The 22,473-nt window shown below is 41.4% G+C and carries 24 protein-coding genes; 21 read left to right on the top strand and 3 right to left on the bottom strand.

The window, feature by feature from the left end:
• Nucleotides 1–5 precede the first annotated feature (5 nt).
• From pyrC to V7783_RS11915, 9 genes are all read left to right on the top strand, one after another.
• The gene (gene pyrC / locus V7783_RS11955; RefSeq protein WP_335678891.1) at nucleotides 6–1,058 is read left to right on the top strand and encodes a dihydroorotase; all 1,053 of its coding nucleotides are present in this window, start codon (nucleotides 6–8) and stop codon (nucleotides 1,056–1,058) included.
• Between the two features lie 327 nt (nucleotides 1,059–1,385).
• Nucleotides 1,386–1,589, top strand: coding sequence for a cold-shock protein (locus V7783_RS11950; protein WP_064668395.1), 204 nt, complete (start codon nucleotides 1,386–1,388; stop codon nucleotides 1,587–1,589).
• 864 nt (nucleotides 1,590–2,453) lie between these two features.
• Nucleotides 2,454–3,224 carry a DUF3450 domain-containing protein gene (locus V7783_RS11945; RefSeq protein ID WP_335678890.1) on the top strand — a complete coding sequence of 257 codons (771 nt, stop codon included), beginning with the start codon at nucleotides 2,454–2,456 and terminating at the stop codon, nucleotides 3,222–3,224.
• A 6-nt stretch (nucleotides 3,225–3,230) separates the two neighbouring features.
• Nucleotides 3,231–4,595 (top strand): MotA/TolQ/ExbB proton channel family protein, encoded by a 1,365-nt coding sequence (locus tag V7783_RS11940; protein WP_335678889.1) that lies wholly within the window; start codon nucleotides 3,231–3,233, stop codon nucleotides 4,593–4,595.
• Complete coding sequence (locus V7783_RS11935) at nucleotides 4,595–5,119, top strand: MotA/TolQ/ExbB proton channel family protein (protein WP_210796583.1); 525 nt, start codon at nucleotides 4,595–4,597, stop codon at nucleotides 5,117–5,119. Before V7783_RS11940 ends, V7783_RS11935 begins: the two co-directional genes overlap by 1 nt.
• Nucleotides 5,120–5,133: 14 nt before the next feature.
• Nucleotides 5,134–5,538, top strand: a complete 405-nt coding sequence (locus V7783_RS11930; protein ID WP_016707785.1) for an ExbD/TolR family protein — start codon at nucleotides 5,134–5,136, stop codon at nucleotides 5,536–5,538.
• Entirely contained in the window at nucleotides 5,538–6,155 is a 618-nt protein-coding gene (locus tag V7783_RS11925) for an energy transducer TonB (protein ID WP_335678888.1), read from the top strand. The genes V7783_RS11930 and V7783_RS11925 overlap by 1 nt, the downstream gene beginning before the upstream one ends.
• Nucleotides 6,156–6,166: 11 nt before the next feature.
• A complete protein-coding gene (locus tag V7783_RS11920) occupies nucleotides 6,167–7,426 on the top strand; it encodes a hypothetical protein (RefSeq protein ID WP_335678887.1) in 1,260 nt (419 codons plus the stop codon).
• A 63-nt stretch (nucleotides 7,427–7,489) separates the two neighbouring features.
• The gene (locus V7783_RS11915; RefSeq protein WP_335678886.1) at nucleotides 7,490–8,548 is read left to right on the top strand and encodes a hypothetical protein; all 1,059 of its coding nucleotides are present in this window, start codon (nucleotides 7,490–7,492) and stop codon (nucleotides 8,546–8,548) included.
• An 18-nt stretch (nucleotides 8,549–8,566) separates the two neighbouring features.
• On the opposite strand, the gene V7783_RS11910 is transcribed toward V7783_RS11915, so the two are convergent.
• Nucleotides 8,567–8,911 (bottom strand): TraR/DksA family transcriptional regulator, encoded by a 345-nt coding sequence (locus tag V7783_RS11910; RefSeq protein WP_335678885.1) that lies wholly within the window; start codon nucleotides 8,909–8,911, stop codon nucleotides 8,567–8,569.
• 70 nt (nucleotides 8,912–8,981) lie between these two features.
• Nucleotides 8,982–9,938, bottom strand: a complete 957-nt coding sequence (locus V7783_RS11905) for a tRNA-dihydrouridine synthase (protein ID WP_335678884.1) — start codon at nucleotides 9,936–9,938, stop codon at nucleotides 8,982–8,984.
• 263 nt (nucleotides 9,939–10,201) lie between these two features.
• On the opposite strand from V7783_RS11905, the gene V7783_RS11900 reads away from it, so the two are divergent.
• The 9 genes from V7783_RS11900 to V7783_RS11860 all read left to right on the top strand — a co-directional run bounded on the left by V7783_RS11900 (nucleotide 10,202) and on the right by V7783_RS11860 (nucleotide 18,627).
• Nucleotides 10,202–10,630: an HvfA family oxazolone/thioamide-modified RiPP metallophore gene (locus V7783_RS11900; RefSeq protein WP_335678883.1), complete on the top strand. Its 429-nt coding sequence runs from the start codon at nucleotides 10,202–10,204 to the stop codon at nucleotides 10,628–10,630.
• 74 nt (nucleotides 10,631–10,704) lie between these two features.
• On the top strand, nucleotides 10,705–11,559 hold the full coding sequence (locus V7783_RS11895; RefSeq protein WP_335678882.1) for an HvfB family MNIO-type RiPP peptide maturase: 855 nt from the start codon (nucleotides 10,705–10,707) through the stop codon (nucleotides 11,557–11,559).
• Nucleotide 11,560: 1 nt separating this feature from the next.
• Entirely contained in the window at nucleotides 11,561–12,310 is a 750-nt protein-coding gene (locus tag V7783_RS11890; RefSeq protein ID WP_335678881.1) for an HvfC family RiPP maturation protein, read from the top strand.
• Between the two features lie 74 nt (nucleotides 12,311–12,384).
• Nucleotides 12,385–12,507 carry a hypothetical protein gene (locus tag V7783_RS11885; RefSeq protein WP_016707776.1) on the top strand — a complete coding sequence of 41 codons (123 nt, stop codon included), beginning with the start codon at nucleotides 12,385–12,387 and terminating at the stop codon, nucleotides 12,505–12,507.
• A 126-nt stretch (nucleotides 12,508–12,633) separates the two neighbouring features.
• Nucleotides 12,634–13,179 carry an adenine phosphoribosyltransferase gene (apt, locus tag V7783_RS11880; protein WP_149982901.1) on the top strand — a complete coding sequence of 182 codons (546 nt, stop codon included), beginning with the start codon at nucleotides 12,634–12,636 and terminating at the stop codon, nucleotides 13,177–13,179.
• Between the two features lie 3 nt (nucleotides 13,180–13,182).
• Nucleotides 13,183–15,543: a DNA polymerase III subunit gamma/tau gene (gene dnaX, locus V7783_RS11875; RefSeq protein ID WP_335678880.1), complete on the top strand. Its 2,361-nt coding sequence runs from the start codon at nucleotides 13,183–13,185 to the stop codon at nucleotides 15,541–15,543.
• A gap of 55 nt (nucleotides 15,544–15,598) precedes the next feature.
• A complete protein-coding gene (locus tag V7783_RS11870; protein WP_335678879.1) occupies nucleotides 15,599–15,925 on the top strand; it encodes a YbaB/EbfC family nucleoid-associated protein in 327 nt (108 codons plus the stop codon).
• Nucleotides 15,926–15,933: 8 nt separating this feature from the next.
• Nucleotides 15,934–16,542: a recombination mediator RecR gene (recR, locus tag V7783_RS11865; RefSeq protein WP_335678878.1), complete on the top strand. Its 609-nt coding sequence runs from the start codon at nucleotides 15,934–15,936 to the stop codon at nucleotides 16,540–16,542.
• A 183-nt stretch (nucleotides 16,543–16,725) separates the two neighbouring features.
• Entirely contained in the window at nucleotides 16,726–18,627 is a 1,902-nt protein-coding gene (locus V7783_RS11860) for an MFS transporter (RefSeq protein ID WP_335678877.1), read from the top strand.
• 94 nt (nucleotides 18,628–18,721) lie between these two features.
• Here the strand turns inward: V7783_RS11860 and V7783_RS11855 are convergent, their stop codons facing one another.
• On the bottom strand, nucleotides 18,722–19,339 hold the full coding sequence (locus V7783_RS11855) for a LysE family translocator (protein ID WP_335678876.1): 618 nt from the start codon (nucleotides 19,337–19,339) through the stop codon (nucleotides 18,722–18,724).
• Nucleotides 19,340–19,563: 224 nt separating this feature from the next.
• On the opposite strand from V7783_RS11855, the gene V7783_RS11850 reads away from it, so the two are divergent.
• The 3 genes from V7783_RS11850 to pheS all read left to right on the top strand — a co-directional run bounded on the left by V7783_RS11850 (nucleotide 19,564) and on the right by pheS (nucleotide 22,464).
• Nucleotides 19,564–20,619: a DUF2066 domain-containing protein gene (locus V7783_RS11850; protein ID WP_335678875.1), complete on the top strand. Its 1,056-nt coding sequence runs from the start codon at nucleotides 19,564–19,566 to the stop codon at nucleotides 20,617–20,619.
• Entirely contained in the window at nucleotides 20,619–21,329 is a 711-nt protein-coding gene (hda, locus tag V7783_RS11845; protein WP_335678919.1) for a DnaA inactivator Hda, read from the top strand. The genes V7783_RS11850 and hda overlap by 1 nt, the downstream gene beginning before the upstream one ends.
• Nucleotides 21,330–21,483: 154 nt before the next feature.
• Nucleotides 21,484–22,464 carry a phenylalanine--tRNA ligase subunit alpha gene (gene pheS / locus V7783_RS11840; protein WP_192541605.1) on the top strand — a complete coding sequence of 327 codons (981 nt, stop codon included), beginning with the start codon at nucleotides 21,484–21,486 and terminating at the stop codon, nucleotides 22,462–22,464.
• The last annotated feature ends 9 nt before the right edge of the window (nucleotides 22,465–22,473 follow it).

Raw genomic sequence — 22,473 nt, 5'->3', positions numbered from 1 at the left:
AAGTAATGACAAATCAAGCCTCAAATACTCAAGCAACGTTAACTATCACTCGCCCAGACGACTGGCATGTTCATTTACGTGATGGAAATCAATTAAAAGATACAGTTCGGGATATTAGCCGTTATATGGGGCGCGCGATTATTATGCCAAACTTAGTTCCTCCGGCTACTTGCACTGAAACCGCGTTGGCTTATCGTGAGAGGATCATGGCTGCTGGGCCACAAGGTAACTTTGAACCACTGATGGTGCTTTATCTAACGGATAACACGAGCGCAGATGAAATTAAGAAAGCCCATGCTACTGGTAAAATAGTTGCCGCTAAAGTTTACCCTGCCGGTGCAACGACCAATTCTGATTCGGGTGTAACCTCAATTAAGAAGATTTACCCAGTACTAAAAGCCATGCAAGAAGTAGGTATGTTATTACTGATCCATGGCGAAGTAACCGACTCATCAATTGACATATTTGATCGTGAAAAAGTCTTTTTAGAAACTATTTTAGTGGATGTGGTAAACGATTTTCCTGATTTAAAGATTGTCCTTGAACACATCACCACCAAAGATGCCGTTGAGTTTGTTAATAAAGCGTCTGATAATGTCGCAGCAACGATCACCGCCCATCATTTGCTTTATAATCGTAATCATATGTTGGCTGGTGGCATTCGCCCTCATTATTACTGCCTACCGATATTAAAGCGTAATACTCATCAACACGCACTCATTGAAGCGGCGACAAGTGGTAGCAAAAAGTTCTTTTTAGGCACCGATTCTGCACCGCACTATAAAGATAAAAAAGAAGCTGCCTGTGGTTGTGCCGGTGCGTACACCGCTCATGCTGCACTAGAGCTGTATGCTGAAGCGTTTGAAGACGCTGGGGCATTAGATAAATTAGAAGGATTTGCCAGCCATTATGGCCCTGATTTCTATGGATTAGCTCGGAATGCTGATACCGTCACCTTAGTTAAGCAGCCTTGGACCGTACCTGCAAGCTACTCGTTGGGCGACGATCATGTAGTACCTATCAAAGCTGAATCAATTATTGATTGGCAAGTGAAGTAACTATTTAACATCTCTTGGCGATTAAACGGACACTTTAATCGCCTTTTTAACACTAATATGCGTTGCTATAGCGTGTAAAATCAGCAATTAAAGCCAGTTTAAAATAATTCTGAATTAATAGAGCTAAAACGATTTTATTATGTTAACCTTAACTTGCTTTGAGTTTTTGCGTATAGAATTTTCGGTTAATGTGCGGCGTTTATGGTTACCTGTTTGGTCAATTATTTCTTCCTGTACTTTACCCAAAGGATTTTTGGGCATTCACTCAGGGAGGATATAGCCAATTATTGGCTGAATTTTAAATTTTGACTTACAGGAAAATATAGTATGTCAACTACTGGTAAAGTTAAGTTCTTCAACGAAGCTAAAGGTTTCGGTTTTATTGAACAAGAAAATGGCCCTGACGTATTCGTACATTTCAGCGCTATCACTGGCTCAGGTTTTCGCACTCTAAGCGAAGGTCAGCAAGTGACTTTCAGCATCAAGCAAGGTCAAAAAGGCCCTGAAGCTGAGAACGTAGAACTAGCATAATTTTTATTATGTGAACCTAGGTTCAACTTGGTGAAACAGGACTCTGTTTCACCATAATTCCTTCTCTACTACTGTAATTCTTATCTATCCAATTCTGCCTCTGTTACTGTAAATAATCTATTTCGCAAGTTCATCAGCAAATTTTTAAGCGATAAAACTTTATCTATTTAATAGCTTGCTCGAAAAAATCATTCAACTAGTCTTGCACTGCGATAACAGCAACCCTAAAAGTCTTAACTCATTATGGGTACATTTTCTGCTGATGAGCATTAGGTAATTTACTTAGTTGCAGTGTATCAAAGCTTATTATTTTAGATATTGAACTATAAAACTAAAATATTTGAAAAGTTTGAGGTCGATTTCGTGATCTCGCTCGCAAAATTAGTCGAACCAGATGTCTGGTAAACTTTAGTGTAAAAAAGCAGATGCAGTTTCCTGTAAAAGGTCCTAGGGGTGTTTGTTTTACACCAATTGCCTTCGGTTTAGCTGCATAAAAAGGCTTTTTTACTGAATGATTACGCTTATTTGAAATTATTATTAACTTTTTTTAACCCACCTAGATTACACATAAAATGTTACATTTATGTTTTGTCTTTCACGAGAATAAATAAAACAGCTGTAGTTAGCGGCTTTGCACGAGATGAAAATTCGGCGCTGTTGCATTAATGTTAATCCTTTGTTTTGTGTGTTTTAGTTTGTAGTGATTGAATTAATTTATTTCCTGCTAATTCCAAACATCAAGTTGACAGCGTGCATTGCATTTAGCATTATTGGAGGGTTGATATCTATTAAAAGATATCAGGGTTGTCTCCTTCGGGAGGTAATTAAATTATAAAAGTAACATTACTTAATTGGTTGGGAACTATGTCTGTTAAAATCAGAAAGAGTCTTGTAGCAACTGCGTTGGTTGGCGCTTTTGCATTCGCAAGCAGCAATGTGATTGCAGATCCTTTGAATGACGTGCAAAAAGCAGGTCAACAAATTCAAACGGCTGCGGTTAAGTCTCAAACTAAAATTGACAACGTATATGGTCAAACTCAAGAGCTATTAGCTGAGTACCGTAGCGTTGTTGATGAATCTGAGCTTTTGAAAGTATACAACGATCACGTTGCTCGTTTGGTCGCTGACCAAAACGCGCAAATTGAATCGTTTGACCGTCAAATCGCTACGATCGACAACACAAAACAAAACGTTGTGCCTTTGATGTATCGCATGATCGATACGCTCGAGCAATTCATCAAAGCGGACGTTCCGTTTAACAGTGACAATCGTTTAGCGCGTGTTGAAAGATTACGTGAAACAATGGTTTCTTCTTCTGTAACTACTTCAGAGAAATTCCGTCAAGTATTAGAAGCTTACACAATTGAAGCTGCATACAGCTCTTTAGTTTCTGCTTCACAAGGTACTTTAGAAGTTGATGGCAAGAGCATTAACGTTGATTTCGGCCAACTTGGTCGTATCACTTACGTTGCTCAATCGTTTGACTTAAAGCACGCATGGGTATGGGATAACAACACTAAACAGTGGAAAGAATTAGGTGATGAATACCTAAAACCTGTTAAAGAAGTTATTCGTATGGCGCGTAAGCAAGCGACATTAGAACTTGTTAAACTACCAATCTTTGGCGCGGAGTAATCAATAATGAAGAAACTATTTAAAGGTTTTGCTGTTGCAGCAGTACTATCTGTTTCTGCAGGTACCGCGCTTAACGCACATGCAAATACTGATGCTTTAGATAAAATCCTTGAGCAAGTTAAGCAAGAGCGTATCTCTGAAGGCAAAATCAATAAGCAACGTGAGCAAGAGTTCTTATCAGATCGTGCTGATAAGCAAGCGTTACTTAATAAAGCGAAAAGCCAATTAGCTGCTGAAAAAGCACGTGGCGATAGCTTAACAAAGCAGTATGCACAAAATGAAACTACTTTAGCTGAAAAAGAAGCAGCTCTACAAAGTGCACAAGGTACTTTAGGTGAGATGTTTGGTGTTGTACGTCGTGCAGCACAAGATGCAATCGGTTCAATCGAAGCGTCACTTGTTTCTGCTGAAAAGCCAGGCCGTGCTGAAATCTTACGTTCATTAGCAGCTGCTAAAGAATTACCAACAGTTCGTGAACTTGAAGAACTTTGGATTTCACTACAAACTGAAATGACTGAATCAGCTAAAGTTTCAACGTTTGAAACTGAAGTTGCAGGTCTTGACGGTAACCCATCAGTTAAGAAAGTAACGCGTATCGGTAACTTCAACTTAGTTACAGACGATGGCTACTTAATCTATTCACCAGAAACTAAGTCTATTCAGCCACTAGGTAAACAACCAGATGGTTATATTCTTGCTGGTATCGATGACTTAGCAAATACTTCTGCTGATAACTATGCTGGCGTATACGTGGATCCAACACGTGGTGCTATCTTACGTATCAATACACAAAAAGCGACGCTTGAAGAATACTTCCACCAAGGTGGCGTAGTTGGTTATATCATCACTGCGTTATTAGGTTTAGGTATGTTGATCACTGCAGTTCGTTTTGTTGACCTTACACTTACTACTAGTAAGATTAAGAGCCAACTTAAAAATGTTGCTACACCGAATACAAATAACCCACTGGGTCGTATTCTTAAAGTGTACCATGACAACAAGAATCAAGACGTTGAAAACCTTGAGCTTAAATTAGATGAAGCGATTCTTCGTGAAACGCCACGCATCGAAGCTGGTATCAACATCATTAAAATTCTTGCTGCAATCGCACCGCTACTTGGTCTACTAGGTACGGTAATCGGTATGATCTTAACGTTCCAAACAATCACATTGTTCGGTACAGGTGATCCGAAGATCATGGCAGGTAACATCTCTCTAGCACTTGTAACTACTGCGCTAGGTCTAATTGCTGCATTACCACTTATTCTTCTTCACGCTGTTGTTGCGGGTCGTAGTAAGTCGGTATTACACATCCTTGATGAGCAAAGCGCGGGTATCGTTGCTACTCACGCGGAGAAGGAGAAAGCCTAATGCTAGTCCTGATGGAGATCTGGGAATCTATCAGGGATTTTGTTGGCACAGGCGGCCAGGTTTTATACGTGGTCGCGATAGCACTCTTTCTGATGTGGGTTTTAATGATTGAGCGCTATTGGTTCTTACTTGCTGAGTTTCCTCGTATATCGAAGGGAATTGTAGCTAAGTGGGATGCCCGCCAAGACACTACGTCTTGGTACGCACACAGAATCCGTGAAGCATGGATTTCTGAAGCGTCTGAAAAATTAGATCAGCGTATGTTGTTGATTAAAACATTAGTAGCTGTTTGTCCTTTAATCGGCTTACTTGGTACAGTAACAGGCATGATCGCGGTTTTCGAAACCATGGCCAGCCAAGGTACAGGTAATGCACGTTTAATGGCATCAGGTATTTCAATGGCAACAATCCCAACAATGGCTGGAATGGTTGCGGCACTATCTGGAGTTTTCTTTAGCTCACGCCTTGAGGCAAGAGCGAGAATGGTGAAAGCCAAACTTGTAGATAGCATGCCTCATCACTAGAGAGAGAATTAAATATGGCACGTAAACAACGTTTTCGTGAAGAAGAAGAAGCAGCGGTAGATATGACACCGATGCTTGACATCGTATTTATCATGCTTATTTTCTTTATCGTAACTACATCGTTCGTTAAAGAGGCTGGTATCGAGGTCAATAAACCAAAAGCGGCCCAAGCTACGAAGCAAAAAAATGCTAACATTTTTATTGCAATTCGTAACAACGGCGAGATCTGGATTGATAAGCAACAAGTTGATGTTGAACGTGTTTCAGCAAAAATTGAAAGCTTATTAGCAGAACAACCTACTGAAGTTGTAATTTTGCAAGCTGATAAAGAAGCAAAACACGGCACAGTGGTTAAAGTTATGGACCAGATCAAAGCGACGGGTGATAACCTGAGAATTTCAATAGCTGGAGATCAGTAATGATTCGTTTTCTGTTTTCACTGATTGCAGGTGGGGCAGTTACTTTCGGCTTGTTCTACTTCATGGCCTTCCTCATCTCTGGTGGGGCTGACCGTAATACGGAACAAAAAGAGCAGATCATAGTCGAAATTATGACGAATCCGCCTGAATCTAAGGTGCAGGAACGGAAGCGAGTACCGCCTCCGCCGCCTCCACCGCCAAAGCAGCCGCCTAAACCGCAGCCGCCACAGCCGGAAAATAACAACCCAAATCCTGGTGCAATGTCATTTAATATGGGCAGCATCGATGTGGGAAGTTCGGCAGGTGGTCTAAGTGGTCCAGGGGCATTCGGACGAGATGGTGATGCGACACCTATCGTTCGTATTGAACCAAAATATCCAACACAAGCAGCACGTGATGGTAAAGAAGGTTGGGTTCAACTTTCATTCTCAATCGATGAGTTAGGTGGCGTAACTGACGTTGAAGTTATTGACGCAGATCCTAAACGTATTTTTGATAGAGAAGCTAAGCGTGCACTGAGCAAGTGGAAATACCGTCCTAGAATCATTGACGGTAAACCACAAAAGCAAGTTGGTTTACAAGTTCAGCTAGACTTTAAAATTAACCAAGGCAACTAAGGAGGCAAGTAATGAGAAATTTATCTAAAGTAACAGCACTTGCGGTACTTATGTCTCTTTCGGGTGCAGTATTTACTGCACCAGTTCTAGCAGCGCCGGATGCCGCAAAGATTGAAGCGCGCAAAAAAGCAAAAACTAGAGTGATGGGAGAGCGTGTTGGTAAGAAAGTTATCAAAGCGTTTGACTTGTATAACGAAGAAAAGCTTGATGAAGCTATCGCTATGTTGAAAGAAATCGACGCATCTGATGATTTCGACAAAGCAACGGTTAACCGCTATTTAGGTAGTATGTATGGTCAAAAAGAGCAGTATAAAACTGCGATTAAACACCTACAATTAGCTGTTGCCCCTGATGTTTTAAACTTTGCCGATCAAGAGCAAAGTTTAAAAACATTGGGCGATATGTACGCGGGTACCGAGCAGTATGCAAAAGCCAAAGAAGCATATGTAGCGTGGATGGATTTTACTGGTGAAGAAGATGCAACGGTTTATACTCGTATAGCTCAAGCTAACTACCAGTTAGAACAATTCAAAGACGTTTTTTCACCAGCAGATAAAGCAATTAAGCTTCAAAAAGAGCCTAACAAAGGCCCTTACCAACTTAAATTAGGTTCTTACTTTGAACTTAAAGACTATAAAAATATGGTTAAAGTTGGTGAAGAAATTGTTCGTATCTGGCCTGATGATAAAAAAGCATGGGTAAGCTTAGGTAAATACTACCTTCAAACGGAAGACTACAAAACGGGTCTTGCAACGATGGAAGTAGCTTACAAAAATGGTTATTTTGAATCTGAAGTTGATTATAAAGTTTTGTCTAACTTCTATTCATTGAATGAAATTCCTTATAAAGCCGCATTGGTTTTAGAGAAGTCTATCAATGATAAGATTGTTAAGCGTAATAAACAAAATATCAGCGCGGTAGCGAGTAACTATCATCGCTCGAAAGATATTGAAAAAGCAGCTAAATACTATGAAGAAGCGGCAAAATTTGATGATGATGCTGAGCTTTATCGCAAAGCAGGTTCATTATTATTGCAATCGCAAAATTATAGTGCAGCCGTTGTTCGTTTGAACAAGGCACTTGAATTAGGTTCTGATAAAAAAGGAACTATTTATTCAGATTTAGCAGAAGCTTATTATTATCAAGAGAAGTATAAGCAAGCTTATGCTGCAATTACTAAAGCAATGGATGACCCACGCACACGTAAGTTTGCCAAAGGTTGGTCTGTATTTATTAAAGATAAAGCCGCTCGCAACGGTGTTAAAATTTAACTTTAATTTGCTATAGCAATTTGTAAAAAGCCCCCTTTGGGGCTTTTTTATTGGATTAAATTTATGCTAAAGAACTTAATATGGGTATGCCTCAGTGCGTTTTTTTTGAGCGCATGCAGTGATGGAAATAAGCAGTATCAATCTAAAGAGCAAGCCCAACAGGCATTATACTCTCTCAATCAGTTTTTAAGACCGGCAAGTAATGTTACAAGCCCTGGTATATCTGAATCACAGTGGCCGTTTAGTGATGCGTATTTAAAAGAGCGCCACACAATATACCAAGCGATGCAGTCTCTGGAGTTATCAGCAAGTGATAAGCAGCTATTAGACTACCTCGTCATTGCAGAGCGTTTTCCACAGCGTTATTTCAGCTGGCCGGTATCTGTACCGGTGCTTGATACTATGCTCGAATACAATCAACAACAGGATATTACAGCTGGTATCGTTAGCTGGGTTAGTTTTACGCAGCAACAACTTGTGTCAGCAAAAGAAAGTAAACTTAGGCTCAATGCTATCGAGCTTAATGCATTGCAAACGCAAGTATCAAAAAGTCTTTCCCGCAAAGACTTACCAGTAGTTATTAAGCACACATTAACCGATTTCAATGCTTTTTTAGCGTCTTATACACCACGTGGTAGTGTTGGTTTACATGGTATATCCAATGGCGGGCCATGGTATCAAAGTAAGTTAAATTACTTCTCTGGGACAACGCAAGCCCCCATCAATTGGCTGGTTGCAGTGCAATCTCAATTGAAGGGTAGCAAACAGCAAGTCACCTCGTTTAATTTTGCAGTTGATCATCAACACTCTGTGCTTGAGCAGCATTTGGCACTGACTAAAAACCAACTAACTGGTTTTGATTGGGCGCAAAATTACCAAAACCTTCGCAGCTCTGCTCAACATCGAGCAAACGAACTTAGTGATGATGAGCGGGTATTCTGGCTTGCGATGATGGAAACCGATCTTGGTATTCATTACCATGCTTGGACAGTGCAACAAGCGAAAGTTAATTTACTGAAACGGCTAAAAATGACTCCACAACAAGCTGATTATTTAGTCGCAGATATCATTTTTTATCCGGCTTACAGCTTTGCGTTTGCAACACTTATCACTGCACCTTGAGTAATCAGTCGCATACTTTTATAAATTAGGCTCGCAATTGCTACAGCGTTGGATGGTAGGATCAACAATCAGTCGCTGCGGGTCGATTTCTTCTTCACAGTCACAGCAGTAGCCATATTGGCCAATATCAATTTGGCAAATGGCGGCTTCTAGTTGCTCTAATCGTAAAATAATATCTTGGTATTCTGTGCCAAGTTGCTTTTGTACCAGCTCTAACCATTGCTCAGGGTTGTGTTCGTGTAACGTAGCAACCAATGCATGATGAATAAGGTTATTTGACTCTGAAAGTCTTAATAGCAAGGTTTCTCTTGCTTGTAGCAATTCTGTATTTAGTAACTGAAGGTGGTGTTGAGCATCGATCATGGTTATTTCCTCGTTGAGCAATGCTGTTAGTATTCATGAATTAACAAAAAGCACCATGATGTGTGTCAACTTAAGGTGCAATTGCGTATTTTTTCAAAACATCAGCCACATCTTCTTTTATCTTCAAACGTCTGATCTCATCAAACAACGTATCAGCTTGTGCGTATTGACGTTTCAAATAGCCTAGCCATTGCTTAGTGCGAGCTGCAAAGTACTTTTCATCTTTCGCTGGATCATGATGTATGGCTGAATTAATTAAATGATGCAATACATGCTCCCATTGTAAGCTCGCATAGTGTTCATTGTTGATGTGTGCTTTTATTTTGCGTGCTAAATCAGGATGAGAAAGCGCGCCGCGCCCTAGCATTAAGTCAGTGCAGCCACTACGTTGTTGGCAAAGTAACGCATCTTCTACTTGCCAAATCTCGCCATTTGCTACCACGGCAATATTTTTATCTTTGATAAGGGGAGGGATTTTTTCCCAATAAGCAGGGGGGTTGTAGCCATCGCGTTTAGTACGGGCATGAATAGCAATGCTATTTGCACCAGCACTGACAACGGCATCAACAATTTCTTGGCTGTTACTGTCATCATCAAAACCTAAACGAATTTTTGCGCTTACTTGATGCTCGTTTGGCACGGCATCACGCACAGCTTTGATTATCTCATACATGTGCTCAGGATCTTTCAGTAGCACAGCGCCGCCTTTACTTTTGTTGACGGTTTTTGCTGGGCAGCCAAAATTAAGATCAACACCATGGGAACCCAGTTCGATCACTTTTACGGCATTTTCAGCCAATGCGTGTGCAACTTGGCCAAGTAATTGGATACGTACTGGAGTACCAGCGCGCGTTAAGCCATTGTTTTGCAATTCAGGGCAGTAGCGCTTAAACACTTTATCAGGTAGGCAGGCATCTATAACACGAACAAATTCAGTTACGCATAAATCAAAGCCACCGATATCGGTGAGTAGTTGACGCATTTTAAAATCGACAACTCCTTCCATAGGCGCTAAAACTAATTTCATGATCGAGGCACTTCATACTACTGAAAAGGAGGCGTAGTTTACCTGTATACTCATGTTACCTCAAGATATGAACCATACAGACAAGTTGCAAAGATAATATTGATAAATCCCGATTTAACTCCCATAGTTAATGTCGTCAGTTGTGTGACTTATGCAGTGAAAGCAAAAAATAATGTAAAAACTTGCGGCTAAGTGAAATATTATTTTTTGTAGCGAGGTCTACTTAATAGTTAGTACATCCTTTGTTTAGAGAGAGTCATAAAATGAATACAATTAAAAAGAATTCAATTGCGTTAACATTAGGCGCAGTCGTAGTAGGCAGCACAAGTTTTATTTCTGCAGATGTTCAAGCAAACCCATTTGAATTTCAACAAATGGTGACGGGCTACCAAGTTGACGCTACCGAAGGTAAATGTGGCGAAGGCAAATGTGGTGGTGATGCAAAAACGAAAGACGACAAAGCTAAAAAAGAAGGCAAGTGCGGCGAAGGTAAATGTGGTGGCGATGCTAAAGACGCCAAAGCTAAAAAAGAAGGTAAGTGCGGCGAAGGTAAATGTGGCGGCGATGCTAAAGACGCCAAAGCTAAAAAAGAGGGCAAGTGCGGCGAAGGTAAATGTGGCGGCGATGCTAAAGACACCAAAGCTAAAAAAGAAGGTAAGTGCGGCGAAGGTAAATGTGGTGGCCGTAGCTAATTTGGTTTGATATAAATTAGTCGCAATGCATAATCAGGGCCTGCATAGGCCCTTTTTTATTGGTGGAGATTTAAATGGCAGTAATAAAACAAGATGAATTTGGCATGGTAGGGCTTGGCTTACGTCGAGAGATGCTTGATGAGTTACTTACTCAGATGCCAAGTCAAATTGATTTTATGGAAGTTGCGCCAGAGAACTGGTTAAAACTGGGTGGCCGTTTCGCTAAGCAATTTAAGTCACTTACTGATGCTAATAATTTCCTATGTCATGGCTTATCGTTATCTATAGGTTCCCCTGAGCCGTTAGATATTGAATTTGTAAAATCATTAAATGTATTTTTCAAAACGCATAACATTAAACTCTTTAGCGAACACCTTAGTTATTGCTCAGGTAGCGGGCATATGTATGATTTAATGCCGATACCCTTTACTGAGCAGGCAATTAAACATGTTGTCTCTCGAATTAAACAAGTGCAAGACATTCTCGAGCAACAGATTGCGATTGAAAATGTCTCTTATTATGCTGCGCCAGATCAGCAAATCAGTGAATTGGATTTTACCAATGAGATTTTACAGCAAGCCGATTGTAAGTTGCTACTTGATGTAAATAACATTTATGTGAATTCAATCAATCATAGTTACAACAGCGAACATTTTTTAGCAAATTTGCCAACCAATCGAATAGCGTATGGTCATGTAGCAGGGCATTACAATGAAGCGGATGACTTGATTGTCGACACACATGGTGCGGATGTGATTGATCCGGTGTGGCATTTACTGGATCTTGCTTATCAGTATCACGGGGTGTTTCCTACTTTATTAGAGCGTGACTTTAATATTCCTGCGATGCCTGGGCTTATTAAGGAGCTGGATATCATTCATCAGCTACAAGCAAAGCATACTGTAACTCAGAATAAAGAAACTGCCTGATATGAACTTTATTGATAGCCAACAAGCGTTTATGGCACATATTCGTGACCCGAAATTACACCCAAAGCCCGATGGTATCGAAGACCGCCGTATGGCGATTTACCGTGACTTATTCTTTAATAATATTAGTGGCTTTATTTCCTCTGGTTTTCCTGTTTTGAAAACTCTTTACAGCGATGAAGACTGGTCAAAACTCGTTCGGCGGTTTTTTGCAGAACATGATTGTCAATCTCCGTATTTTTTGGATATCGCAGGTGAGTTTATTGCTTATTTAAGTAATGATTACGAATTACAACCAAGCGATCCCATCTTTATGTTAGAGCTTGCTCATTATGAATGGATTGAGCTGGATGTATCAATAACGCAAACCGATCCACAGGAATGTGCTATTACTGATCAGCTAACAGAGGCGGCACTTTATCTCAGTAGTACTGCCAGAAACTTAAGCTATCAGTTTGCTGTGCAGCACATTAGTGTGGATTTTCAACCACAGCACCCTAGTGAGCAGCCTCACTATTTCGTGGTGTACCGTGACACACATGACGATGTACAATTTTTAGCCACCAATGCAATGACGGCGCTGCTATTATCGATTATAGATAGCACACCGAGTATTCAATTACCGGCTTTAATTGCGCAAGTTGCCCAACATGCCCCACAATTTACACCAGAGCAATTATTTCAAGGTGCGACTGCAACTTTAAGTGCGATGGCTGAATTGGGTGTGATCGTGACAAAAAATCACGCTTAAAACCTTTATTGATTATTTTACATCGTCTATTATGTGCGCCTTAATTTGTCGCGCTTAATAAAAGGTAGTACCTCATGTCTGAAGATAAAGATTTTAAAGACCCATTTAATGCAATGTATTTTCTTGCGTTTTTAGCCGTGTTTGTAGGAATTGGCTGTTTAAATGCAATCCTAGGCTGGATCACCACAGTATCTTAATTTGCACCGTGCAAATTTAGCGGCTGCCTTTGCAGCCTTATCTTTTTCTAAACTTCCTGCCGACAACTGATTTTTGTGATGTTATACTTATCTGCTTTGTAATATTACAGATAAATAATTTAAATTATGACTCAAGTAACTCCATCTATCATCAAAGATAGCATTACTACCATTGCCGATTACCCTAAAGCGGGCATCATGTTCCGTGATGTAACAACGTTAATGGCTAACCCTGCGGCATTTCAAGCAACCATCAATGCATTTATTAGCGCCTATAAAGATCAAGGCTTTACTAAAATCATTGGAACAGAATCTCGTGGTTTTATTTTTGGTGCACCACTTTCCTATGCGCTTGGCATTCCGTTTATTCCTGTGCGTAAACCGGGCAAGCTACCACGTGCCGTGATCTCTCAAGATTACCAGCTAGAATATGGTGAAGATGTTTTAGAATTGCACACTGATGCGATTGTCCCTGGTGATAAAGTGTTATTAGTGGATGACTTATTAGCCACCGGTGGTACGATTGAAGCGACGGCTAAGTTAGTGAACAAATTAGGTGGTCATGCGACAGATGCAGCATTTGTAGTATCGTTACCTGAACTGGGCGGCGAGCAACGCATTGCAAAAATGGGTATTAAAATCCTAAAACTGGTTGAATTCGAAGGCGAATAATTAATGAGTTATCAAGTCCTAGCGAGAAAGTGGCGTCCACAGACCTTTCATGAATTGGTCGGTCAGTCCCATGTGAAACAAGCACTTATTAATGCTTTAACACAAAATAGACTGCATCACGCTTATTTGTTCACTGGGACTCGCGGGGTGGGTAAAACCACCATCGCACGAATTTTTGCAAAAAGTTTAAACTGTGATGAAGGTATATCGGCGCAACCGTGTGGAAAATGTAGCAGCTGTGTAGATATCGAAACCGGTCGCTATATTGATTTGCTTGAAATTGATGCGGCATCACGGACGAAAGTGGAAGACACCCGTGAAATTCTTGATAACGTACAATACGCCCCCACTCGTGGGCGCTATAAAGTGTACCTTATCGATGAAGTACACATGCTCTCAAAGCACAGTTTTAATGCATTATTAAAAACCCTTGAAGAGCCACCTGAGCACGTTAAGTTTTTACTCGCCACCACTGATCCGCAAAAACTACCAGTTACTATTTTATCTCGCTGTTTGCAGTTTAATCTTAATGCGTTATCACAACCGGAAATACTCCAACAGCTTGAGTATGTATTAGGCGAAGAAAAACTACGTTTTGAAACACAAGCACTGCAAATTATTGCCAAAGCGGCTGATGGTAGTATGCGTGATGCATTGAGTTTAACTGATCAGGCAATTGCACAAACCAATGGTGATATACAACATCAAGCCGTGCAAGCAATGCTTGGCTTGATAGATAACCATTATAGTCAGCACTTATTGGTTGCATTATTAGCCCAAGATGGCCCCGCATTGATGGCGCAAATTGAGCAAGTTGCGACGCAAAATCCAAATTATATTGCTTTGTTAGACGACCTAATCGGCCTGACGCATTTGACGCAGTTAACACAATTGGTGCCTGATGCTGCCAAGTTAGATGATTACAATCGAGAATTTATTAGTGAAGTAGCGCTTAGCTGCGACTCTCAGCAAATTCAGGTTTATTATCAATTGCTGCTCAACGGTAAAAAAGACTTACAATGGGCCCCAGAGCCTCGCTTAGGTTTTGAAATGATCATGCTGCGTTTACTGGCATTTCAACCAATTGATCATCAGGCACTTGCCAGCACAACCTCTACAGCCACATCGGCTGATGAGAAGCGTGACCGTGCGGGCTCTCTCAGGGATATTCTTAATAAAAATAAGCAAGGCTCTGCAGAGCGTTTTGCTAACCAAGACTCACTAGCAGCTACGTCGAGCACAACGGTCACTGAAGAAAGTAATACAGTCGATGATACAGTTCACCCTGCTACAATGCAGCAAGAGCAAATCAGTAACGTCAATAACGAGCCTGCTCCAGCCACTGCAAGTGCACCACAATCGAGTAATCCCGATGGTGTAGCGGATGATTCAGATAACGAACTAGAGCAGCAATTAGCATCACAATATGATGATGTGATGGGGAGTGCCCTCGAGCAAGGTTTTCATGCTGACAACGCTCATCAAGCAGAACAATATGCGAGTGAACAACAACCTGATATTGAGCAAAGCAGTGCTGCGTTACAGAACAATTCAATGCCAGAGTATGCCGCGACTACGGATGCAGGCCAAAAAGAAGCGCAAGCGCAGTCTGCCATAGCGCGTATTTTGCGTGATAGAAATATTTCTGGTGCTGGCACACTTTCGGGTGGTAAATCATCAGCACAGCCACAAATGGATAGTACCGCTGAGGTTGAGAGCAATCCATCAGTAAAAAAGTCACAACCCCAGATAACGGGGATACCTAGCCCTAGTAAAGCCGAGGCTGGCAGCTACACGCCTAAGAGTATGCCAACAAAGGTTATCAAGCCTGACTTTAAAGAAAAGCACCAGACGATAGTAGAAAACTTAGCGCCCGAGTTATTGGAGCAAATTAATCCACAAAAAGTGGTGGCTGAGGCAGAGCCTGAAATAAATATTCAAGTGCCAGATGATTTTCAAAGCCCGATCAGCGATATTCGTTTTGCGCATCAGCAAGATGAATGGGCTTATTTAATTAAGCGTATGGGGCTTGGTGGGCGGATGCGTCAGTTTGCTTTACATTCAATTTATTCTAAACAGCAGCAACAGCTGCATTTAGAGGTGGATGAGTCGCAAAAACACCTTGATACCCCCATGTTAAGACAAAAGCTTAATGCTGCTTTAGCGAGTATTTATGAGCATAACGTTGACTTAACCATCAATTTTGCTCCTGGGGTGATTGATTCTCCTTATTTAATTCAGCAAAAAATAGATGCAGGGCGTCATCAGCAAGCTATTGATGTGATCAACAGCGATGAAAATATCGTGCAACTACAGCAGCTATTTTCTGCAATTATCGATGAAAACAGTATTCAGGCATTGTAATTCACTGCAATAGCCCTTATCTTCATGGCAATTAGAAATAGAAAGAGAGAAAGTTATGTTTAAAGGTGGAATGGGTAATATGATGAAGCAAGCGCAGCAAATGCAAGAGCGCATGCAAAAAGCCCAAGACGAAATTGCTACACTAGAAGTCGTTGGCGAAGCCGGTGCTGGTTTAGTTAAAGTAACTATGCTTGGTAATCACAATGTTCGCCGCGTTGAGCTTGATGAGAGCTTAATGGAAGACGACAAAGACATGATTGAAGACTTACTTGCTGCTGCGTGTAATGACGCAGTACGTCGTGTAGCAGAAGAGACGCAAGAGCGCATGGGTAAAGTTACTGGCGGTATGCAATTACCACCAGGTATGAAAATGCCTTTCTAAGGCAAATCATGCAACTTTCCGAGAGTTTAAATCAGTTAATTGAAGCATTGCGCTGTCAGCCAGGTATTGGCCCAAAGTCAGCTCAGCGCATTGCATTTCATTTACTTGAGCGTGACCGTAAAGGTGGCGCTCAGCTAGGTGCTGCACTGAGCAAAGCAATGACCGCGATTGGTCATTGTCAATCGTGCCGTACATTTGCAGAGCAGCCACAGTGCGAAATATGTTTAAGCCCTAAGCGTCAAGACAGCGGCATTTTGTGTGTTGTTGAATCACCTACTGATGTACTTGCGATTGAACAGACTGGGCAATACAAAGGTTTATACTTTGTGTTAATGGGGCACTTATCACCCATTGATGGTATTGGTCCGAATGAGATTGGTCTTGATATTCTTGAAAAAAAATTAAGCCAAGGCGGCATCAATGAAGTGATTTTGGCAACTAACCCGACAGTTGAAGGCGAAACCACAGCGCATTATATCGCTCAGCTGTGCCATCGCTACAAGGTTGCTGCATCACGCATAGCCCATGGTATTCCGGTCGGTGGTGAACTTGATTTACTCGATGGTATGACCCTCATGCATGCTTTTAGTGGTCGCAGAGTTGTGGGGCAAGATTAATCATTTTTAGTTAATAACTGCAACGCGACTTTAGAACCTGCATTAACGCCCGTTATGCAGGTTTTTTGTTCTTACTGCCTTGGTAGTAAAAGTTTGATCGTAATTTTTTCATTAACTGTGTAATCTATTTTGTAGTGACGTGAGTTCATTTTTCATCAGTCAGGTTAATTTGTAAGGATCACAATGCAAGATAATAAAAAACCTCAGCGCGCTTTGTTAAAGAGCCGACGCTTTTTACCACTGTTTGTTACTCAGTTTTTCTCTGCGTTAAACGATAATATTTATAAACAAGCGGTGTTGCTGTTACTCATTTTTCAAACCGCAAATGTTGCCGATGGCGCTTTGTATTCTAATTTAGCAGCTGGCTTATTTATTTTACCGTTCTTTTTATTTTCAGGGATGGCGGGGCAACTTGCAGAAAAAAAAGAAAAATCAAAATTGATCCGTGCCGTAAAACTTGCAGAAATCCCGATTATGCTGGTAGGCGCAGTGGCCATTTCAACGCAGTCTGTTTGGCTGATGTTAACAACGGTATTTTTAACGGGGTTGCAAAGTACCTTTTTTGGCCCACTAAAATATTCAATTTTACCGCAACACGTCGCAGCCGACGAATTAACCAAAGCCAATGGCCTAGTTGAGTCAGCGACATTCGTGGCCATTTTGTTAGGTACAACGTTTGGTACGTATTACATTACTCAAACTTTAGGGCCAACGATTATTAGTGTGACAATTGTTGGCTTAGCGATTATTGGCTATCTGAGTAGTCGTTCAATACCGAACAGTCCGGCGAATGATGCTAATTTAGTGTTTAGCTTTAATCTTTTTTCATCAACTATAGGTTTGTTTAAAGTACTCAATGCTCAGACTGAATCAGTCGGAAAATCCGTACTTGGCATCAGCTGGTTTTGGTTTATAGGGGCGATTATTTTAACGGCGCTACCAAACTATGTGAAATATGTGATGGTTGGTGATGAGCTTGTTGTTACCAGCGCATTAGTGGTGTTTTCATTAAGTATTGCAATAGGATCGCTATTGTGCGAAAAGTTATCTCGCTCACGGATTGAACTTGGCATCGTGCCGTTTGGCGCGCTGTTGATCACATTATTTCTGTATTTACTAAGTCAAGAACCGGCAATGAGCTTTTACCAACCAGCCACTGTGAAGCTAATGACACTGGAGCAAATACTGCATACCGGTGATATGTATTGGCATTTTATCTGGATGGCAGGTATTGGTATTGCAGCGGGTTTTTATACGGTGCCGTTGTACGCGTTGATCCAACAACGTACCGAAGAATCAAGCCGTTCACGTATTATTGCTGCAAATAACGTATTAAACGCGTTGTTCATGGTCGCCAGTGCGGTGTTAAGTATTATAACGCTGTCTGTATTTGCATGGTCAATTCCACAGTTGTTGTTATTACTGGCAGGATTAAATTTACTGATCTCTGTGTATATTTATACCAAGGTGCCGGAGTTCTTCTTACGCTTTGTTATCTACTTGCTGACCATTTGCATGTATCGAGTGCGTACTAAGGGGGAACATAATATTCCCAGTGAAGGCGCCGCAGTGCTGGTGAGTAACCACGTCAGCTTTGTCGATTGGATGTTTATTTTAGCGGCATCACCAAGGCCTATTCGATTTATGGTGTTTGCCCCTATTTATTATTCACCCGCGCTGCATTGGCTATTTAAAATGGCTAAAGCAATTCCAATTGACAGTGAAAAAACTAATCCAAAGGCGTTTCAACAAGCATTTGATGAGGTTGCTAAAGCATTAGAAAATGGCGAGTTAGTGGGGATTTTCCCTGAGGGCAAACTAACTGGTGATGGTTCTATTGATATTTTCCGCCGCGGTATTGAACGTATTATACAGCGTTCACCCGTACCTGTTATTCCTGTTCATTTAGGCGGTTTGTGGGGCAGTATGTTTAGTCGTAGAGCTAAATGGCGACTACCACGACTTAAATGGTCGCTGGTGGCTGTGACAGTTGGCGAGCCAATAGCTGCAAGCCAAGTAACAGCCGATAAGTTGCGTGAGCACGTAGTTGCTTTAAATGAGCAGTATGAAGAAGGCGCCGTTTGATAACGATTAAACGTTAAAACAAAAAGATGTAAATCTAGCGCGCACCACTTATTGAGTCATCAGTGGTGCGTGTGAGTCTGTGTTTAGTGGTTTACTAACTTACGGCAAGCCATACGCCAACTGCAACCATTAAACTACCGGCGATGCGATTCATCCATTTTATATTATCACCTTGATTTAAAAACAGTCGTAAACTTTTCCCGCCCGTGGCATAGAGCATCATACAGGTAAATTCACTGAGCATAATAATGGCGACTAGAATACTTAACTGTGGCGCAATCGCGTAGTCAATATTTATAAACGGTGGCAGTAGTGAAATCATAAATGCCCAACCTTTAGGGTTGGCAATTGCGGTGATAAAACCTTGTGAGAACAGAGCTTGGCGAGAGACTTTTAGCTGGCTTTGGTTATCTAATTTGAGGGTTGATTTTGCGCGCCACATCATCACACCTATGTAGATTAAATAGCCTGCGCCGAGCCATTTTAATCCATTAAAAACCGCGGGGTAGTTGAGCATAATACTCGCTACACCGGCAACCGCAGCAATAGCGACCATGGCAACACCGAGTAACTCACCAATCATCATCCACATGGTTCTGCGAACACCAATACTCATCCCGAGCGTCATGGCCAAAGTCATACACATTCCAGGGGTAATAGAAACAAAAAAGAAAGTCGGTATAAATACTCCCAGTACAGCTAGGTCGAGCATGTCGATATCCGTTATTTATATTTATAGAGTGCGCAATAGTAATGGTTTTGGAAAGGGTTAGAAACCAATTTGGGATAGATAAGCATAACCATGAGATTGTAAGCAGCCACGATAAAGCTGCGGTTTATCACTTTTTTGTAAGTGAGTTTTAACAAATATATTTTTGCTTTGTTGGGTGCTTTGAATTAGGATCAAATTAGTTTAAAACCAAGAACTAATGTCCTGTGCCTAGATTACTTATTGTTATTGCCTCTATTTTCCTAAGTTTCACTGCAACAGCAGTTGAAGTGACTGATCTATATCAAGATGTCTTAAAAGTATCTGACAAATCCCGCGATGCTAGATTAAGCGCCAGTCGTGAAGCGTTACTTAATGTACTGGTTAAGGTGAGTGGCGATCCGAATGCGGATAAAAATCCAACTGCTCAGCAACGCAGTAAAGATATTTCAGAATATATGCTGAAATTTGAGTACGATGAAAAAGCAGATGGTCAGCTTAATCTTGTGGTTAAATTTGAGGCAAACAAGATCAATGCGTTGATCAAAGAGCTTAACTTACCGCTGTGGGGGACTCGTCGTCCACTCGTGGCGATTTGGCTTGCCATCGAAGATAACTGGCGCCGTGAACTGGTGACTCAAGAAAGTTACCCCCAGTTAGAGCAACTTATTTACAGCACAGCGGCTCGTCGAGGTTTACCAGTCGTCGTACCATTACTTGACTTAGAAGACCGCGCATTAGTGGGAATACCTGAAGTATGGGGTAATTTTTCTTCGCCGGTCGAGCAGGCATCGAGCCGTTACAGCGCTGAGCGCAGCATTACGGCTCGATTATATAAACAGCCAGACAGTGAGACATGGTTACTTGATTGGCGTTTCACTAACGACGACCTGTTTGAAGCAAACAGGGTGACAGGTGATAAACAACAAGCAATCGCTTTAATGATTGACAGCTTAGCGGCGGGCTTGGCAAATGAATATGCAGTTGACCCAAATTCTACTACACAGCTTGCGCACGCAATGTTTAAATTAAAAGGCACGAGTAATTTTGTAGATATTGAATTGGCAAAGCGTCAGTTGCAAAGTTTAAGTGTGGTGACCCAAGTAACCATCGTTTCGCGTACACCAGAGGTGGTCAGTTTTGCTTTAAATCACACAGGGAGTATGCATGACTTACAAAAAGCATTAGAGCTTGACCGTGCGTTTAAACCTTTTGTAGACCCGCGTGCTTTTTATCCTGTGGCAGCTCAAAACGACTTAGAATATCAGTGGGTTGGTCTTTAATGCAGGCAATGGAGCCGGTGCAAATGGCATTACCGGTCACATTACCGGATGATGAAACCTTTGCCTCGTATTTTGGCGGCGAAAATTCACTGGAAGTGAGCCATTTAAAAAATGCCTTCAAAAGTTTAGCAACCACTTTTCAATATACTTATTTATGTGGCTTAGGGGATTCGGGTAAATCACATTTACTGTATGCAACCTGTATTCATGCTCAAGAGCATGGCTTATCCACTATGTTGCTATCTATGCGTGAAGTGATTGATTTTGGTCCTATGGTACTCGATGGCTTAGATACCCTTGATGTATTGTGTATTGATGATGTGCACTTAGTGGCGGGCAATGACGCCTGGGAAAAAGCCTTATTTAATTTTTTTAATCGTTTCAACGAACCAGGTAAGTGCCTCGTGGTTACCGCGGATCTACTCCCTGACATGCTCAACATAAGCCTGCCTGATCTTGAATCAAGACTAAAATGGGGCACTACATTTCAAATTCGTTCGATGAGTGATGATGATAAAGCCGAAGCATTAGTAAAACGCGCCAATATGCGCGGATTAGAACTCAGTGATGAATGTGCACGGTTTTTATTAACTCGCCTAAGCCGTGATATGCGCGCACTCCTGGATGTACTGGATAAGCTTGACCATGCATCGATGGCTGCCCAGCGAAAATTAACTATTCCCTTTATAAAATCTACCTTACGACTGTAATTTCCCTCTAAAATAGCTCAAGTTACTATTTTGCTTAACCAGAATGGGAAAGAATTCAATAAGATTGGTATAAGGTCTGGAATCTAGCCTGTGCTTTCAGTTATCATTAGCTATTACTTAAATGCAATCACCTCTGTGAAAGATCAGGTATCGAATGAACTTAGAAAATATATTAGCGCAAGCACTTGAGGCGGTCGCCAGTGCCAGTGAAATCGCGCAGCTTGAAGATATCAGGGTTAACTACCTTGGTAAAAAAGGCGAAATCACTAACCTATTAAAAACCCTTGGTAAAATTGCTCCAGAAGAACGCAAAGAAGCAGGCCAAGTTATTAACCAAGCTAAGCAAGATGTGCAAGCTGCGATTAATGAAAAGCGCGAGTTACTAGCAAGCAAAGCGCTTGAAGAAAAACTCGCTGCGGAAACCATCGATGTAACCTTGCCTGGTCGTGTTATGCCAACGGGTGGCTTGCATCCGGTAACACGTACAATCGAACGCATTGAAAGCTTTTTTGGTGAATTAGGTTTTGCTGTTAAATCAGGCCCTGAAGTTGAAGATGATTTTCATAATTTCGACGCGCTAAATATTCCTGAGCATCATCCAGCGCGTGCTGATCACGATACCTTTTATTTTAATCCAAAACTGGTTTTACGTACGCAAACCAGTGGCGTGCAAATTCGCACCATGGAAACTGAGCAACCGCCACTGCGTATTATTTCGCCAGGTCGTGTATACCGTAATGATTACGACCAAACGCATACGCCGATGTTTCATCAGGTTGAAGGCTTAATGGTTGATACTGATGTTAGCTTCACAGAGTTAAAAGGTATTTTGCACGATTTCTTGCGTAACTTTTTTGAAGAAGACATGGAAATTCGTTTCCGTCCTTCATTCTTCCCATTCACAGAGCCTTCTGCAGAAGTAGACGTAATGGGTAAAGACGGTAAATGGTTAGAGGTGCTAGGTTGCGGAATGGTGCACCCGAATGTACTTAAATCAGTAGGCATCGACCCTGAAAAGTATACCGGTTTTGCCTTTGGTATGGGTGTAGAGCGTTTAACCATGCTGCGTTATGGTGTAAATGACTTACGTGCGTTTTTCGAAAACGATTTGAAATTCCTTAATCAGTTCCGTTAAGAGTGAAGA

The sequence above is a fragment of the Pseudoalteromonas sp. genome, from assembly GCF_036960685.1.
Taxonomy (GTDB): Bacteria; Pseudomonadota; Gammaproteobacteria; order Enterobacterales; family Alteromonadaceae; genus Pseudoalteromonas.
Note: the sequence above shows the minus strand (reverse complement) of the source record. Positions and strands in the feature narration are given on the sequence as shown.

Coding starts and splice junctions, on each gene's coding strand:
- pyrC (WP_335678891.1), top strand. CDS start 6: ATGACAAATCAAGCCTCAAATACTCAAGCAACGTTAACTATCACTCGC.
- V7783_RS11950 (WP_064668395.1), top strand. CDS start 1,386: ATGTCAACTACTGGTAAAGTTAAGTTCTTCAACGAAGCTAAAGGTTTC.
- V7783_RS11945 (WP_335678890.1), top strand. CDS start 2,454: ATGTCTGTTAAAATCAGAAAGAGTCTTGTAGCAACTGCGTTGGTTGGC.
- V7783_RS11940 (WP_335678889.1), top strand. CDS start 3,231: ATGAAGAAACTATTTAAAGGTTTTGCTGTTGCAGCAGTACTATCTGTT.
- V7783_RS11935 (WP_210796583.1), top strand. CDS start 4,595: ATGCTAGTCCTGATGGAGATCTGGGAATCTATCAGGGATTTTGTTGGC.
- V7783_RS11930 (WP_016707785.1), top strand. CDS start 5,134: ATGGCACGTAAACAACGTTTTCGTGAAGAAGAAGAAGCAGCGGTAGAT.
- V7783_RS11925 (WP_335678888.1), top strand. CDS start 5,538: ATGATTCGTTTTCTGTTTTCACTGATTGCAGGTGGGGCAGTTACTTTC.
- V7783_RS11920 (WP_335678887.1), top strand. CDS start 6,167: ATGAGAAATTTATCTAAAGTAACAGCACTTGCGGTACTTATGTCTCTT.
- V7783_RS11915 (WP_335678886.1), top strand. CDS start 7,490: ATGCTAAAGAACTTAATATGGGTATGCCTCAGTGCGTTTTTTTTGAGC.
- V7783_RS11910 (WP_335678885.1), bottom strand. CDS start 8,911: ATGATCGATGCTCAACACCACCTTCAGTTACTAAATACAGAATTGCTA.
- V7783_RS11905 (WP_335678884.1), bottom strand. CDS start 9,938: ATGAAATTAGTTTTAGCGCCTATGGAAGGAGTTGTCGATTTTAAAATG.
- V7783_RS11900 (WP_335678883.1), top strand. CDS start 10,202: ATGAATACAATTAAAAAGAATTCAATTGCGTTAACATTAGGCGCAGTC.
- V7783_RS11895 (WP_335678882.1), top strand. CDS start 10,705: ATGGCAGTAATAAAACAAGATGAATTTGGCATGGTAGGGCTTGGCTTA.
- V7783_RS11890 (WP_335678881.1), top strand. CDS start 11,561: ATGAACTTTATTGATAGCCAACAAGCGTTTATGGCACATATTCGTGAC.
- V7783_RS11885 (WP_016707776.1), top strand. CDS start 12,385: ATGTCTGAAGATAAAGATTTTAAAGACCCATTTAATGCAATGTATTTT.
- apt (WP_149982901.1), top strand. CDS start 12,634: ATGACTCAAGTAACTCCATCTATCATCAAAGATAGCATTACTACCATT.
- dnaX (WP_335678880.1), top strand. CDS start 13,183: ATGAGTTATCAAGTCCTAGCGAGAAAGTGGCGTCCACAGACCTTTCAT.
- V7783_RS11870 (WP_335678879.1), top strand. CDS start 15,599: ATGTTTAAAGGTGGAATGGGTAATATGATGAAGCAAGCGCAGCAAATG.
- recR (WP_335678878.1), top strand. CDS start 15,934: ATGCAACTTTCCGAGAGTTTAAATCAGTTAATTGAAGCATTGCGCTGT.
- V7783_RS11860 (WP_335678877.1), top strand. CDS start 16,726: ATGCAAGATAATAAAAAACCTCAGCGCGCTTTGTTAAAGAGCCGACGC.
- V7783_RS11855 (WP_335678876.1), bottom strand. CDS start 19,339: ATGCTCGACCTAGCTGTACTGGGAGTATTTATACCGACTTTCTTTTTT.
- hda (WP_335678919.1), top strand. CDS start 20,619: ATGCAGGCAATGGAGCCGGTGCAAATGGCATTACCGGTCACATTACCG.
- pheS (WP_192541605.1), top strand. CDS start 21,484: ATGAACTTAGAAAATATATTAGCGCAAGCACTTGAGGCGGTCGCCAGT.